The 15,439-nt window shown below is 43.9% G+C and carries 10 protein-coding genes and 6 tRNA genes; 11 read left to right on the plus strand and 5 right to left on the minus strand.

Annotated features, from left to right (window positions below; all coding sequences use genetic code 11):
- Positions 1 to 35 precede the first annotated feature (35 nt).
- Entirely contained in the window at positions 36 to 815 is a 780-nt protein-coding gene (locus AB0756_RS34145; RefSeq protein ID WP_038076555.1) for an intradiol ring-cleavage dioxygenase, read from the minus strand.
- A 544-nt stretch (positions 816 to 1,359) separates the two neighbouring features.
- On the opposite strand from AB0756_RS34145, the gene AB0756_RS34150 reads away from it, so the two are divergent.
- The 7 genes from AB0756_RS34150 (at position 1,360) to AB0756_RS34180 (ending at position 4,694) form a co-directional block, all read left to right on the plus strand.
- Positions 1,360 to 2,016 (plus strand): DUF924 family protein, encoded by a 657-nt coding sequence (locus tag AB0756_RS34150; protein WP_050045477.1) that lies wholly within the window; start codon positions 1,360 to 1,362, stop codon positions 2,014 to 2,016.
- Positions 2,017 to 3,431: 1,415 nt separating this feature from the next.
- A tRNA-Asp gene (locus tag AB0756_RS34155) sits at positions 3,432 to 3,530 on the plus strand.
- Between the two features lie 85 nt (positions 3,531 to 3,615).
- Positions 3,616 to 3,689, plus strand: a tRNA-Cys gene (locus tag AB0756_RS34160).
- A gap of 403 nt (positions 3,690 to 4,092) precedes the next feature.
- Positions 4,093 to 4,166 (plus strand) — tRNA-Glu (locus AB0756_RS34165).
- 268 nt (positions 4,167 to 4,434) lie between these two features.
- A tRNA-Arg gene (locus tag AB0756_RS34170) sits at positions 4,435 to 4,529 on the plus strand.
- Positions 4,530 to 4,535: 6 nt separating this feature from the next.
- A tRNA-Phe gene (locus AB0756_RS34175) sits at positions 4,536 to 4,612 on the plus strand.
- Between the two features lie 9 nt (positions 4,613 to 4,621).
- Positions 4,622 to 4,694, plus strand: a tRNA-Gln gene (locus tag AB0756_RS34180).
- A 330-nt stretch (positions 4,695 to 5,024) separates the two neighbouring features.
- Here the strand turns inward: AB0756_RS34180 and AB0756_RS34185 are convergent.
- Complete coding sequence (locus AB0756_RS34185; RefSeq protein ID WP_050045476.1) at positions 5,025 to 5,483, minus strand: GNAT family N-acetyltransferase; 459 nt, start codon at positions 5,481 to 5,483, stop codon at positions 5,025 to 5,027.
- A 290-nt stretch (positions 5,484 to 5,773) separates the two neighbouring features.
- Entirely contained in the window at positions 5,774 to 6,697 is a 924-nt protein-coding gene (locus tag AB0756_RS34190; RefSeq protein WP_038083454.1) for an AAA family ATPase, read from the minus strand.
- A gap of 1,147 nt (positions 6,698 to 7,844) precedes the next feature.
- Between AB0756_RS34190 and hppD the strand changes: the two genes are divergently transcribed.
- The 4 genes from hppD to AB0756_RS34210 all read left to right on the plus strand — a co-directional run bounded on the left by hppD (position 7,845) and on the right by AB0756_RS34210 (position 13,275).
- Complete coding sequence (hppD, locus tag AB0756_RS34195) at positions 7,845 to 8,936, plus strand: 4-hydroxyphenylpyruvate dioxygenase (protein WP_038083458.1); 1,092 nt, start codon at positions 7,845 to 7,847, stop codon at positions 8,934 to 8,936.
- 34 nt (positions 8,937 to 8,970) lie between these two features.
- The gene (locus AB0756_RS34200) at positions 8,971 to 10,128 is read left to right on the plus strand and encodes a homogentisate 1,2-dioxygenase (protein WP_038083452.1); all 1,158 of its coding nucleotides are present in this window, start codon (positions 8,971 to 8,973) and stop codon (positions 10,126 to 10,128) included.
- A 131-nt stretch (positions 10,129 to 10,259) separates the two neighbouring features.
- Positions 10,260 to 11,180 carry a hypothetical protein gene (locus AB0756_RS34205; RefSeq protein WP_038083450.1) on the plus strand — a complete coding sequence of 307 codons (921 nt, stop codon included), beginning with the start codon at positions 10,260 to 10,262 and terminating at the stop codon, positions 11,178 to 11,180.
- Between the two features lie 13 nt (positions 11,181 to 11,193).
- On the plus strand, positions 11,194 to 13,275 hold the full coding sequence (locus tag AB0756_RS34210; protein ID WP_038083448.1) for an AMP-binding protein: 2,082 nt from the start codon (positions 11,194 to 11,196) through the stop codon (positions 13,273 to 13,275).
- A gap of 14 nt (positions 13,276 to 13,289) precedes the next feature.
- Here AB0756_RS34210 and AB0756_RS34215 read toward each other — a convergent pair whose 3' ends face one another.
- Together AB0756_RS34215 and AB0756_RS34220 are read right to left on the minus strand one after the other, a co-directional pair.
- Positions 13,290 to 14,450 (minus strand): hypothetical protein, encoded by a 1,161-nt coding sequence (locus AB0756_RS34215; RefSeq protein ID WP_038083446.1) that lies wholly within the window; start codon positions 14,448 to 14,450, stop codon positions 13,290 to 13,292.
- A 94-nt stretch (positions 14,451 to 14,544) separates the two neighbouring features.
- Positions 14,545 to 15,426 (minus strand): SDR family oxidoreductase, encoded by an 882-nt coding sequence (locus AB0756_RS34220; RefSeq protein ID WP_038083442.1) that lies wholly within the window; start codon positions 15,424 to 15,426, stop codon positions 14,545 to 14,547.
- Positions 15,427 to 15,439 lie beyond the last annotated feature (13 nt).

Consider the following 15,439-nt stretch of genomic DNA (forward strand, 5'->3'; position numbering starts at 1 on the left):
ACAAACGACTGACCAACTCAACCATACCCTTTAAATCAAGCCATCTTCAGCCCAATATCAAAGGTGGCTGTATAACCTTGTCCATTTTCGTCGAGTTCGAGCAACATTTGGTTGCCTCCATCAGTAAAAATTCCGTCAAGAGCGTTCTTCAACGTGCGCTGTCCTTTGCTAGAGTAGGGTGAGAGCGCATACACGCGATCGCTAATCGAGTCATCAAAGTATAGCTGTGAGGTAAACTCATAACTCTGCCCTGAGTTCGCATTTGTACGGACTTTCAAGTGGATATGGGTCGTTCTGCCTGGATACCACCCAGGATAGATAGTTGTAAACCGGACAGTTCCATTCGCGTCTGTCATTTGGTAGCCACGCAAAAACTTTTGACCAGCCGTATTGAAACTCCGATCTGTCACATCTGAATAAACTCCTTGCGCGTCACAGTGCCAAATATCCACCATTGCACCTGCAATTGGCGTACAGCTGCTACTGCCAACAAGAGAAACCCGCAGTGTCAATTGGAGTGGTACGCCAATTTTCACCCAACCGTCCGTTGGATCGGAGCGGATGTCAGAGCGGTTGAGCTTTTCTTCCACAAAATAAGGTCCTTCAGTCTGCTCTGGACTCACAACACATCCGTGTTTGGTAGCAGAGGCGGCGGTTAATGATGCCGGGATGCCTACACTCGATTGTACCTGTGTGGAATTGGACTTTTTAGGTATCCATCCAACCACAAGTATTGCAGTTCCGACTGCTCTAAATAGAGCTAGTGCCTCTCTCCGATTTAAAACTTGACCTAATAAGAGCTTGTTATTTTTCATATTAAGTAATTATCGATACAATGAAATGGCGTTCCAATCAGCGTGTAAATTATCCCTGCCCTGCTTCTAAAAGTGCTGTAGTCCGAGAGATTGAAATTAACAAATATTGCTTTTATTTAAGTTGATAGACTTAACTATCTTCAAATTCTTCACATTTCTAATAAAGCCAAATAAAAATGACAGTTTACATACAAACTAAATTACAGTTTTGTTATTTGTCCCGACGAGCAGTCTCGCTCTTATCAAACCATCAACTCTTGAAGTAGGGTATCATTCATCTCTTGAATGCAATCTACCGCTATACAGAGCGCGAAGCGATAAGCGCTCTTTCAACTGGCGCGGCTGGGCGATAAACTGAGTACAGCTTGCGCGATCGAGCGATCGCTTTACGATCGAGTGATTTTTGTCTTACTAAATCCTGACTTTATAGGACTTTTTCAGACTGCATAAATCCTATAAAGTTATTTAAATATAGAAATGAAATTTATCAGATTTAATATATGTTGCTCAACGATAACGATGCATTGGTTATGGGAGGTTCGCCTTGACAACGGAAGGATTTGAAGACGTTCTTCAGTTTTGGTTTCCCAACCGACGCACAAGCAATCTAGCGGTCATGGTTCGTCAGTGGGAATGGTGGTTTTGCTCTTGTGCGGATGCTCATATAATTAAGTATTTTTCACCACTGTTAGAACGAGCTCGGCAAGGTGAACTTGATGCTTGGTCTAATGAACCCCGCTCGCGGCTCGCACTTATCATCGTCCTCGATCAGTTCTCCCGAACGATTCATCGAGGAACTGCTCGAGCATTTGCACAAGACCTTTATGCTTGCACCCTAACTCTTGAAGGGATAGACCTCGGTCACTACACTGCTCTGTTAACACCCTGGGAAAAGACTTTCTTCTTCCTGCCTCTAGGGCATTCTGAGGATCTTAAAAATTTAGATCTGGCAGTTAAGCTAGCTTCAGATCTAGTTCTCTTGGCACCAGAGGAGTATCGCCCATTGCTAGAGTTCTCCGCCGCGCAAGCACGCGGACATCGGGACGTAATTGCAAGGTTTGGTCGTCATCCCCATCGCAATGCGGTTCTGGGACGCCGCTCGACCCCTGAAGAGCTTGAGTACCTCGCGAACGGTCATTTCGTACATACACGTTCGATGCCCCCTAACTTGTCGCAATTCCTCTCCAACACTAGTTGTTGAATTCGGGAAGCGATCGCACTCTTGTTCAAATTATCAATTCTTACAACAGCCCATTAAAAATCTATTACACTCTATATTCCATTGTAGTATCATGTAGAGAAACTTGATTACAAATACTACAAGAGTGCTGATAGGTCGATTATCTTCAACTGACAAGAGCGCGATGCATTGCCGATGGCTATTAGTTCGCTAAGCGCCCTCTCACTTCTCAAAAAAATCAAAAAATTTTGTAGTACACCCTTGACACTCTGTAATATAATATGTAGTATGTATGTAGTAAAGCAGTGCGATTCGTTCTCTCAAAACCTAACTTTGTAAAGTGGAGTTCTCCATATCAAAGAATTAGGGGGAGAGAGGGAAAGGTTACATAACCTTTTACAACTTAGTACTCTTGTAGGTTCAATTCCTACCACCCAAACCCAAGGGTTGAATTCATAGCCCAGATTTAACAGGTTGGCAACTGTTACTTTCGGTGCATGGGTTAAATGCGGATAATGGGTAGTCACCTCCCCAAATCTCTGCAAGAGTTGGTAGACATGGATAACGTACAGTGAATGCAGTACAACTCGTCGTAATACTACGGGAAACGAAAGTGACTGAGAATAGTCCTCGGATGACTCTATTGGACTAACCAGAGTGGGGAGAGTCTAGGGAATTATCACCCCAATGCGCCCTACCTAAGAGTTGCACGTCCCCGATACCAGAGTTAGGTTATACAGACTGTGGCTAAGTGCTTCGTAGCCATGTATGGGTGTCTAAACCTCGGCGGAGACTGCAATCCTAAATTTACCGCGAAAGGAGTGCTAGGAACGAAGTAACTTGTTCAATGCTATCGGATACATGTTAATTACTGCTAACCGACAATTGAATAGGAACAACCTTTGAGGCAAATTGCTTCCATAGCAGTAATCCTAACTGAAAACGATAAGGTGAGCCAAACCGCACGGTTGAACAACAGGGATATCCTGAGAAGCCAATGCCCTAAGTAATGTTAGGGATATGCTGACGCAGGATAAGCGGTTGTGGAAGCTTCCAGAATAGTAACTCCTGATAAGCCTAATACATACTTTCGGGTAATGTGGGATGAATTCTATGCGTACAGGGTAAACGATTGACTATACCGTAATTGTCCGGTAGTAAAGGCGACCACAAAACGTCGAACGGTCTAATAGCCCCAAGGCGGTACAAGGAAAGGGTGAAATAGTAGAAGCCAAGGTCAAATTGCGAGTAATCCATACGACTATCTTTGACACAAGACCACACGCAGGAGCCGAATGAGATTGGAAACTCTCATGTTCGGTTCTGAATGAGAGGTGAAGGAAAGCGATTTCCTCATCGACTCTAACCAGACAACCTCTCAAAAAGGCAAAGTGCAAACACTTCCGTTCCTTGAAAAGTTAATAACTGCCACATTTGGGGATGTAGCTCAGTTGGTCAAGAGTGCCTGTCTGTCGAACAGGAAGTCGCGAGTATCTCCTTCGGAGACGCTTCGCGAACAAATCTCGTCATCCCCGTGTAGCCTTGTGGACGAACAGACAAGTCGTTGTGCCTCTCAAGCACTAAGAAGCGGGTGCAACTCCCGTCAAGGCTTCCAAATATGTCCAGGTTGCCTAACGGTAGGGCGTTGGTCTGCAAAACCGACTGTGCGAGTTCAATTCTCGCCCTGGACTCCAAATATTGCAGCGCAGTTTAATAGCTAGTGCCCCAAGCTCATAACTTGGCGGCAGTTGCTACAACGCTTGGAACCCCCCTTCGGGTTCACCAGTCCCCAGGGCGCGGGAAACCCTTTTATAGCAATGAGCGTGCCACGCTGCGCTATCAGGGCTGGATTCACTGCAAAGCACTGCCTTGTCGCGGGTCCTTACGGAGACGCTATATGCAAGGCACACGCAAAGCGCACGCGCACGCTTCGCAATGCTGCAGGCTATGCCCGTAAGGGCTATACGCGAACAACTCCCGTCGCTGCGACCAATGCACAAATGGTGTAACGGAAGCATTAAGGTCTCTAAAACCTTTGGTCAAGGTATCTCCTTACGGAGACGCACTTGCGTTCAAATCCAAGTCTTTTGCGTTAATGGTGCCGTAGGCAAATTGGTAAAGCCACCTGTCTTTCAAGCAGGAGATTGCGGGTTCGACCCCCGTCGGCACTGCTGACTTGAGTTGGAATGACAGAGAGCAGGAAAACTGGTCTCTTCATTCCTTTATTTCACCCAGAAATCTCAAGTAATGACTCCAAGATGTATAGGTCGGCTTGCAAGCTTGGTCTAGGAAACGGTCTGTAAAACCGCCGAGAAAGAGCATTGCTAGTTTAATTCTAGCCCGACCCATTACGGAGAGATTGCTATTGGCAGAGCAAGCTGTTTGCGGTGCCTTCGGCGGGCGTAAGCGCTAACGCAGTCGTGTATGCAAGTTCATAATGAGAACGTGGTGTAACGGGATAACACGTCAGTCTACGAAACTGTTCGCGTAGCGTGGCGTAGCCATGAAGTGAAGGTTCAAGTCCTTCCGTTCCGCCTTATCCCCTGGTAGCTCAGTTTTGGTAGAGAGCGCTGGTCTGAAAAACCAGAGGTCGTCGGTTCGATTCCGACCTGGGGGACTGGCACATTGCCCTGTAGTGTAACTGGCAACATCCTTCGCTTTGAACGAGGAGATTCCAGGTTCAAACCCTGGCAGGGCAGTCACATTATTCTCCTGTAACCCAACTGATAGCTTGGGGCAACCTAAGAAAGCGATCGCGGCTATACTGCTGTATCACCAGCTAATTCCGCTCTTTGTTCGGTTTAGACTTTGTTGCTCAAGCGCATGACCATAAGTAGACACCTACCGTAGCCCGGTGGATCGTACTCTCGCAAATCCCTAAAACCTGCTTTGCTGTACGCTCGTTGTGCCTTGTGGTTGTCGATGGAGGTGGTAAGCTCTAATATTTGAAGTGTAGAAATATTTGAGGAACAACCTAAATTTTGACTCTGTCGTTGATAACCAAAATTTAGCATTTAGCGCGATCGCATTCAAGCTTTTTTTGTAAGTACCACGAAAGCTTTACTATCAAAATCTCGTTGGAATTTTTGTACTGGTTGAAATCCAGCTTTTTCGCAGATCCGCAATGCTTGTAAATTAAACTCAGCTACAGTAACGCGAAATAAAGCAGGTGCAAATGTGCTTTTACCATAGTTGAGAACAGCATCAATGACACGAAGAGTCACTCCCCGTCGCGTTAGGCTAGGACACATACCAAACCCAACATCAAGTGCGGCAATAGTGTAATCTCCTCCACTGACCCGTGCATCCCGACCAAAGCAACAGTAAGCGGTAAGATCGCCACCACTATTGGTAATGGTGTAGTATGCATTCGTTGAATCTAAAAATTGCCGTACATTCTCTTCAATTCCAGTAGGGTTTGGATTGTAAAAGTCATATGGCTCGTCATAACGCCATGTCAGAATAATACGTGCGTTTGCTTCGTTCATTGGCGAGAAAATGAAAGTCATATATCTTACGATTTTCTATAAGAACAAATATACTAATAAAAGTAGCTATTGGATTATCGGCTAAAGGGTCTGAGTCCGCTACTGAATCGGCTTAGTTTGTTAGAGTATCTCATTCAACTGTTTGCTAGAGATAGCATTGTACCTAATACAAGCTCAAAAAAACCAATTCTTACTTCTCGAGAGAATGACGTTTTTAAAATTCTAAGGTTAATAACATACTGCTTAAAATTAATTGACTATTTCTAACTAAAAGCGTGTCTGATAGGATCTCACCTGCAAGGTGAAAAAGAAATATCTTCAGGCACGATCGTCATCATCATTTCTTTACTGACTCTAGAAGATTTTACAAGTCTGTTTGCCTGTCTCTCGATTGTTTTTTCAAAGATATTTCTCACCAGCCTTCCATTTCCAAACTTTTTATCTCTATTAACGTATAAATCAGTTAATCGATCGAGCAATACTGTTTTCGATTTCTCCGTTAACTTGAAATGGTTCTGCTCGCAAATTTTTTCAAAAATAGTCAATAACTCGGTAGGACTACAATCATCAAAGTAGAAATACTTATTAAATCTTGACTTGAGCCCAGGGTTGGCATCAATGAATCTTGACATTTCTTCACTGTAGCCAGCAACAATAACTACTAGCCTATCTCTGTAATCCTCCATTCGTTTTAGTAGAGTATCTATAGCTTCTTGTCCAAAATCATTCTTAGCATCTTCTGGTTTTAGTGCATAGGCTTCATCAATAAACAACACACCGTCTAATGCCTCTGAGATAATTGTGTCTGTCTTGATTGCAGTTTGTCCAACGTATCCTGCAACTAACCCCGCTCTATCGGTTTCAATCACGTGCCCAGATGAAAGTATTCCTAAGTATTTGTATATTTGACCCATTAGACGAGCAACTGTCGTTTTCCCTGTTCCGGGGGGACCACAAAATACCGAGTGTAGTGTTACAGAAATGCTAGCAAGTCCCTGTTCCTGGCGAAGCTTCTGTATATTAAGGAAATTGATTAGAGTATGTACCTCATCTTTGACATTTTGCATACCTACAAGATTATTTAGCTGCTCAAGAACAGTTTCCAGATTTGTAGACTCATCAGACTGCTGAATAAAACTCTTATTACCAGAGCGTTTTAGCTCTGCTTTCATTTGCTGTAACTCCGCTTCAATCTCATCTTTCCAAAAAGACATACTCCATACCCTTTACAACTTACTAACTACTTGAACACTATGTTGCAGCAATTCGCTATTGAGGTTTTTATTTAATCATGCCTCAAAATTGGTTGGGTTCATGTTTAGTATTCCCCGTCACCTGTTTAATGTGCCACATTAAATAGAAAAAAATACAAAGCTACAGAGAAGAAAACGTGAAATGATTGCGATCTACCGGAGGTAGTAACAAAGTTATTGCCTCGAAGTGCTTTGTATTTCAAGGATTACAGTGGTTTTTTCAAGTTATTTGATGAATGAGATTTTTTGTCAATGCGTAACTCCTAGTACTGTAGGGTGGGCATTGTCTGCTATATAACAATACCGTTCAGATAAAACTCGAGCCCCCCTAGGGCGTGTTTTCACGCGTATTGGTTTAGTCTCTTAATTTTCTAGATACTCCTAAATCTCCCGATGAATTGGGGGATTTGTGTACAGATCTCTAGAAAAGAGATGAAACATTGTGAGAAAGGAAAATTGGAATTAAGTTCCTCCCCTTTTTAAGGCTAGAGGGGGATCGAAACCGCAAGAGTGCTCTTTAGAAGACTTGTGTACACCACCGTAGCTTCTGACGGGGGATTGGGGGAATCTCCAAGGATTAGATATTGTTAACTGAACCGTATAGCCCTACACAAGGTTTTTGGTTGACCGTATCCACCCCATCCGTAATTCAAAAATCAAATAGGAGTCCTATATCGGTTAAGCACATAAGTTAACAAAAGATACCCTGGCAAAAGAAAAAGTTAATTTTATAATCGGATTAGAGGGTATACCAATTTAAAAAAAGAATGCGGCACGGAAATAAAACCCCTTCCCTTGGTAAGGGAGATATGCGTCTTTGTCGCCAACATTTTGTGAATTGGTACTATACCATTTCACAAAAAGGACAATACAAAGCGATCGTGTAGAGACCCACCAGAGTGCGTCTTTACAGAATTTAGGTGTATTGCGATTTATGTGAAGTGGTATGACTGACTAAACGCGGATTTTTTGAAGAAGATAATGCTTTGCTTTGATTCCCAAAGTTGCATTACTTGTATTCAAAATTACTTATTTCATCTCATATAATAAATATAATACTTGTGAAAAATTTATTTCCAGTATTTCCTCTGAACTGGGAGGAATTCAGATGATTGATTTCTGCCCTATTAAGGGCTTTGACCACCTTGAGTTTTATGTTGGGAATGCAAGGCAAGCGGCGCTTTTCTATTCCAAGTTTTTTGGGTTTACTAATATAGCTTATCGGGGTTTAGAAACTGGCAGCCGTGAAATAACATCTTATGTTATGCAGCAAGGGGAGACTCGCTTTGTTTTAAGTGCAGCGCTCTTTTCCAACCATCCCATCTCGCAAAGCGTGTTAAAGCACGGTGACGGAGTTGCGATCGTAGCTTTTGAAGTGCCAGATGCTACAATGGCATACAAGGAAACCACCAGACGGGGCGCTGTAGGAGCGATCGCACCCACTGAAGAAGAAGACGGATATGGCGTGTTGCGTTATGCGGCTATCCACGCCTACGGTGATGTGTTAATTAAGTTTGTGGAAAGGAGCGATTATTCTGGCGTCTTTGCTCCTGGCTTTATACCTCGATACCCTGCTAACAGTACTAACTCTGTAGGTTTATGCACTATCGATCACATCGTAGGAAACGTCGAGTTAGGAGCAATGAACAAATGGGTACAGTTTTTCACCGATACACTGGGCTTTAGCCTACTGGTGCATTTTGACGATGAGGCAATTTCCACAGAGTACTCTGCCTTAATGTCTAAAGTGATGCAGAACGGTACGGGTAAGATTAAATTACCAATTAACGAACCAGCCAAAGGAAAACGCAAATCTCAGATTGAAGAATACCTGGAATATAATAACGGTCCGGGAGTACAACACATTGCCTGCGCGACCAATAACATTATCGAAACAGTCTCTCAATTAAAAAAAGCAGGGTTGGAGTTTCTACACGTACCGAAAACTTATTACGAAAACTTGAAAGAACGAGTCGGTGACATTGATGAGCCTATCGAGCAACTCGCAGATTTAGGGATTTTAGTGGATAGGGATGAAGATGGGTATTTACTCCAGATTTTCACCCAGCCCGTGCAAGATAGACCAACGCTTTTCTTTGAAGTGATTCAGCGTCATGGAGCGCAAGGTTTTGGTGAAGGGAACTTCAAAGCCCTGTTTGAAGCGATAGAACGCGAACAAGCGATGCGGGGTAATTTATGATGCACCAAATACAGGAAGCTAAGGGGATACGAACATGAGTTACTACTATAAATTAGGAAAACTTCCCCACAAGCGACACATTCAATTTCGTCAACCTGATGGTTCTCTATATCATGAAGAATTAATGGGGCTGCGAGGGTTTTCGGGTGTTCAATCCTTGCTTTATCATTTACGTCCACCTACACAAATACAGAAGATTTTGTTAGAGAGGACAGTCAATCTGTCCTATGAAGAATCCAGTCCCCTGTGTCATCGCCATCTACGAACGGGAACCGTAGAATTGGGAACAAATGCTGTAGAGGCGCGTGTTCCGTTAATGGCAAATGCAGATGTCTGCATCTCCATCGCTCGTCCCCAATCGCCGATGTTGTACTGGTATCGATGCGCTCATGGTGATGAAGTGATATTCATCCATGATGGCACTGGTGTATTGGAGAGCCAGTACGGTATTCTACACTATCAAGTAGGAGATTATTTAGTAATTCCTTCTGGAGTGCTGTGGCGTATTATACCTGACGCGGGGGTAGAGCAGCGCATGCTTGTGATTGAGGCTAGCGGACATATAGAACCACCAGCAAGATATCTCAATCGCTACGGGCAATTTCTCGAACACTCTCCCTACAATGAACGCGACATTCGTCCGCCAGAGGAGTTAGGAACTCATGACGAGGTGGGGGAATTTGAAGTGCGGGTCAAAACTAGAGATAGAATTATTAGCTATCTCTATCACCATCATCCTCTAGATGTTGTGGGATGGGATGGGCATCTTTATCCTTTTGCGTTTAACATTGAGGATTTTGAACCCATTACCGGGAGAATTCACCAGCCCCCTCCAGTACATCAAACTTTTGAGGCTCCTGGCTTTGTTATCTGTTCCTTTGTACCACGCCTTTTTGATTATCACCCTCTGGCAATTCCAGCTCCCTATAACCATTCCAATGTTGATTCGGATGAAGTTATCTATTATGTCTCTGGAAACTTTATGTCCCGTAAGGGGATAGAGCGATCGTCAATTACCATTCATCCTAGTGGTATTCCTCACGGTCCTCATCCAGGAATGTACGAGGGTTCTATTGGCAAAGAACGCACCAATGAACTGGCTGTCATGATTGATACCTTTCGTCCATTGCAACTGACAAAACAAGCCCTGGCTTTGGAGGATAAAGACTACGCCTATAGTTGGATTGCTTGATATTCTAAGTTTTCCAGATTGGTTGAAAGTATGAACTACCTTCGTTTCCAGCCCTATACTCCTCGTTTCCTCCCCTTGGAAAGGTTCGGGTTAAAGTTAGGTAAAACTGACACGAAAATCATGTAAATATTATGACTCATACTAACGTGAATACCTCAGGTTCTTTAACTATCTCCTCTCGCATCGAAAAGCGATCGCATCAAGGCGAATTAACCCAAAAACAAGTAGAAAACTTTCAAGATTTCCTCACGAGGATCGATAGAGAATTTTTACAACACCGCATCATCACCAACAACGCCTATACTCGTTGGTTTTCTTGCGGTACCGCTACAGACAAAGAATTGCGTTATTTCATTCAGCAATTCTCGGTATTCTCCAATCAGTTCCTCATAGCAGCACTGTTAAAAGCCATTAACTCACCCACCCTCGATCGATCGCGCAAGAGTCGCGAGATATTGCTGAACGAACTGGGCGTAATTTATCGCAAGCCAGACCAAACCATTAGCACTAACCTGGGTCAGACAGAAGATGATAAGGATAAAGAAGGAGATCCCGAATTAGTCAGTACCGAAGGTACGGTGGACGGTGGTATTTGTCGTTTCCGCGCCGCACATTTTGAATGGCTGGTCAATTTAGCTGAGGGCTTGGGGTTACATTATGAAGACATTGGCAAGCGCAAGCACGGAAGTTCAACCACTTTACACTTCTGCGATGAACTGCAACGTCTTTATGGAAGTGATGACCCACATATTGCTGAGGGTGCTAGCTTTGCAGTGGAAAATTGGGCAGCAGCAGGCTTTTGGCAAGAATTGGAGGAAGGGCTTACGCGCATCAAACAAGCACGATACCCGCATCTGCGTTTGGCATTCTTTAGTTGGCACAATCGTGTTGAGATGCAACACGCCGGACACACTCTAGAGGAACTCGAAGCAGTTTATTTTCAAGCTGACTTTGACCAAGCCAAGTTTATTCAGGGAGGACGAGAAATTCTGGATGCTATTACTGTTTTTTGGGATGGATTGGAGGCGGATCGTCTTGGAATGAGGGGATAAGGGAGATAAGGCGATGAGGGAGCAATTGTCACTGGAAGAAATCACTGCTTGTGGTGTCGAAGTCAGTACTGCGATCGCTATTCTGTCACAGATCGATGAGTGGCTGGCTTCATTACAACCTGCTGATTGCTGGCAGCATTTAGTGCAATATATTCTTAAACCCGATCTCCCCTTTGCACTACACGAACTCCTCTACAAAACTACCTTCTCTGATTGGGATAGCACTCAAGGATCGCCTCCTGCTTGGTTTCCTTCCAAAGAGCAAATTCAGAAAACCAATATCGCTGCTTTAATGAAATCTCTGGAATTAGATTCTTATCCAGAACTTCATGCTTGGTCAGCACAAAATCGGTCTGAGTTTTGGGAAATAATGATTCAGCGTTTGGGCATTCATTTCTCAGAAAAGTACAGCCAAATTATTGATTTGAGCAATGGAGTAGAGTCTCCCCAATGGCTGGTAGGTGCTCGATTTAACATCATTGAAAGTTGCTTTTTAGCACCAGCTGATGCACTGGCTATTCTCTTCCAATCGGATCGTGGTTCAATCTCTACCATGACTTATGGCGAACTCCAAGCTTTAACTAACCGAGTTGCCAGTGGATTGGTGGAGGCTGGCTTTCTTCCTGGAGATACTATTGCCATTGTGATGCCCATGATAGCTGAATCTGTGGCAATTTACTTGGGAATTATCAAAGCTGGTTGCGTGGTTGTTTCCATAGCTGACAGTTTTTCTGCGACAGAAATTGCCATGCGCTTGCGCTTATCTAACGCTCAAGCCATCTTTACCCAAAGCTATATTTTGCGTGGTAGCAAGCAGTTGCCTTTGTATGAGAAAGTGATAGCAGCCAATTCACCGAGAGCAATTGTTTTAGGAACTAAAATGAACAATGAGGATAATGAAAGTGTTTCCTTGTTGGCATCTTTAAAACTGCGTCGTGGTGATTTGGCTTGGGAAGATTTTCTCAGTTCCAACCATCAATTCGATGCTATCCCCGCTCATCCTGCTACTCCTATCAATATCTTATTTTCTTCCGGTACGACGGGAGAACCCAAAGCTATTCCTTGGACGCATACGACTCCCATCAAATGCGCTGTTGACGCTCATCTGCATCACGATATCCATTCCGGCGATAGAGTTGCTTGGCATACTAACTTGGGATGGATGATGGGACCGTGGTTGATTTATGCTTGCTTAATCAATAGAGCCACCATTGCCCTTTATTCTGAAGTACCTACAGAAAGGGAATATGGTCAGTTTATACAAAATGCTAAAGTAAATATACTTGGTGTCATCCCCAGTCTTGTCAGTCAGTGGAAAACGACTGCTTGCATGCAAGGGTTGGATTGGAGTGCGATAAAAGCTTTTAGTTCGACAGGTGAGTGTTCCAAGCCCCAAGATATGCATTACCTAATGTCCCTGGCTGGATACAAACCCGTTATCGAATACTGTGGAGGTACGGAAATCGGTGGCGGCTATATCACTGGTACTCTAATACAACCTTGCGTACCTTCAACTTTTACCACACCTGCTTTGGGATTGGATTTTGTTATTCTTGACACAGAGGGAAATTCTGCTGACAAAGGCGAGGCGTTTATCGTACCGCCATCCATTGGTTTGTCAGATCGATTGTTGAACAAAGACCACCACCAGGTTTACTTTGCCAATACCCCTGTGATTTCTTCCTCAACTCCTCTGCGCCGTCATGGCGACCAAATAGAACGGTTACCTAACGGCTACTACAGAGCTCGCGGTCGCGTTGATGATACGATGAACCTCGGAGGTATTAAGGTCAGTTCTGCTGAAATTGAACAAGTTTTGAATAGCGAACCGGGAATTTGTGAAACTGTTGCGATCGCAGTTTCTCCTCCACAAGGAGGACCGAGCCGATTGGTAATCTACGCAGTTGTCGAACCGGACGTTCAACAAGATCGAGCAGCGCTGGTGAGTTCCTTGCAAGCAGCACTTAAGCAACGTCTCAATCCCCTCTTCAAGATTCATGACCTTGTAATTCTTGATACTTTGCCACGCACTGCTTCCAATAAGATAATGCGTCGGGTGCTGCGCGAACAGTACTGTCTCTTGCTGGACGTGTAACTAATAATTGGCATTTAATTTCCAATTGGTGGTGCTAACGGTTGACGGGGTTTACCACCTGCACCAATGTTATTAGGTTTGTTGTTGTCCACAACTTTTAAGGCGCTAATAATCTTTGTCATGTCAGCTTGGAGGTCTTTATCGTCATTGAAGTGACGCCCCGTGACTTTTTCATATTCTTCCTCAGCTGCCCTTTCTAAGCAGATGTAGTTGTAATCCCAACCTGAATCGTCAACGACGTAAGCGCCGTAGTCTTGCATTGCTTGGAAAATCTTTTTGCCTGCTTTAGTGGTCAGTCCCAAGCTTTTTGCCGAGACGTTAGGTGGAACAGCTAACAAGGAACCCATAACGAGCGCTAGGTTAGAACCTTGGTATTGCTTGGATGCGTAGCTATCGGCAGCAAGGGCTGGCCAACGATAGCCGGGAGTTGGTGATGAGGAATTGTAGTGTAACCACTTGCTCCAAATCACTAGCTTGAGTGCGTGACGAATAGGATTTTTGCCTAGTAGCTCGCCTTGACGAATACTACCACCAATGCTGGACATTCTCGAGCCACCATGTCCGCCACCAATGCCATCACCATAAATATTTTGTTCTCCAAACCAGTAGCCGTAAAGAGGACCGCCCTTTTCGCATCGAGTTGTGATGTTAAACGACACTAGAGTTTTGCCATCTGGTTTCAAAAATGCTGAGGAGTTGTTTGGAGTAAAATTTGGTTTTGCATCTGGAATAATGAGATTGTGAGGAACCTTCAATTTCTCACCTGCTTTCGGATGCCACTGTGCTTGTTCCTGGGGTGCAGTACCGCTACAGCGATTTTTATCCCAACTACCTACCATATAGACATTTTGCAATTTGTCGGTATTTTTAGTCACTACAAACCAATCAGTATCAACTCCAGCTCCCTTTGAACCGATATAAGCATCAACGTATTTTGCGTTTGAGCCAATGGGTACATTCCAAATACTGTTACAAGCAAAAGGCCACAAGTGTTTGTCTCGCGGTTTTCCGAAACCGCATTTGGTTTTTGAGGCTGTTAGGGTTGCTTGGGCAAGGAGATTTTTGTTCCCTTCACTTACGCTTAAGCTAAATGAATTTTGAGTGCTAAAGACAATTGCAGCAGTACTACTCAGAATATAGCTGATAGTAGTGAAGGTAGGATTGAAAATAATCATTTGCCTCTGATAATCTGACCTTGAATTTTTAAGCTAACTGACGTTGAGAACTTTCTGTAGTTTCTCAAGCTGCTACAATTACACTCGCGAGTGCTTATAACCAAAACTGCCGATAATCTTCAACATACTGCTGCATAGTTATTGGTGGACGAGCCAGCAATTGCTCTACATCTGGTGTGAGATGACCTGCTAAGCCCAAACGAGCAGTTGTGTAAATTCCTACCATGACCATAATAAAATCCATCGGGAGTCCGCGATCGCGCATTCGTTGGATAAAGTTCCAAATAGAGGGATTTGTGTAATGGATTGGTTTACCCAGAACATCTGTAAAAATATCTGCGACTTCGTAATAGGTCAAAGCTTCTCCACCAGTAAGCGTGTAAGCTTTCTGAGAATGTCCCTCTTCCATTAAAGTACGCACTGCAACAGCAGCAATATCGCGCACATCAATAAAACTCGTTTTACCGTGTCCTGCAGGCAAGAACAATTCCCCACGGGTTTTGATATCCTCTTGGTGCGTGGTGTTGAGGTTTTGCATGAAGAAACTAGCACGTAAAAAGGTAGCAGGAATACCCAACAGATTAATGTAACGCTCAATCTTCGAGTGCGGCACAATGGGGTTGCGATCGGCTCCTAAAATAGAAAGAAACACAACTTGTTTGATTCCTGCAAGTTTGACAGCATCTAACGCGGGAGCAATTTGTTTGCGAACATTAGCTAAATTCGGCGGACGTACCAAAAAAAGTTTGTCAACTCCTTGAAAAGCAGTTGCAAAAGTTGCGGGGTTGGTAAAATCAAATGGGACACCATCAATGCTGTGACCGGAGAAACCTGCTGTAGAGCGAACGCTCAGTATTTCTGTAGCGGTGTCGGAATTTCTAATAGCAGCACGGACTTGGCAATTTTGGTTTAGCAGTAAGCGAATCACCTCTTGACCGACATTTCCAGTTGCACCTGTCACGAGAATTGTTAACATAAGCTATTTGTTG

The organism is Tolypothrix campylonemoides VB511288_2, from assembly GCF_045999855.1.
GTDB lineage: Bacteria > Cyanobacteriota > Cyanobacteriia > Cyanobacteriales > Nostocaceae > Scytonema > Scytonema bouteillei_A.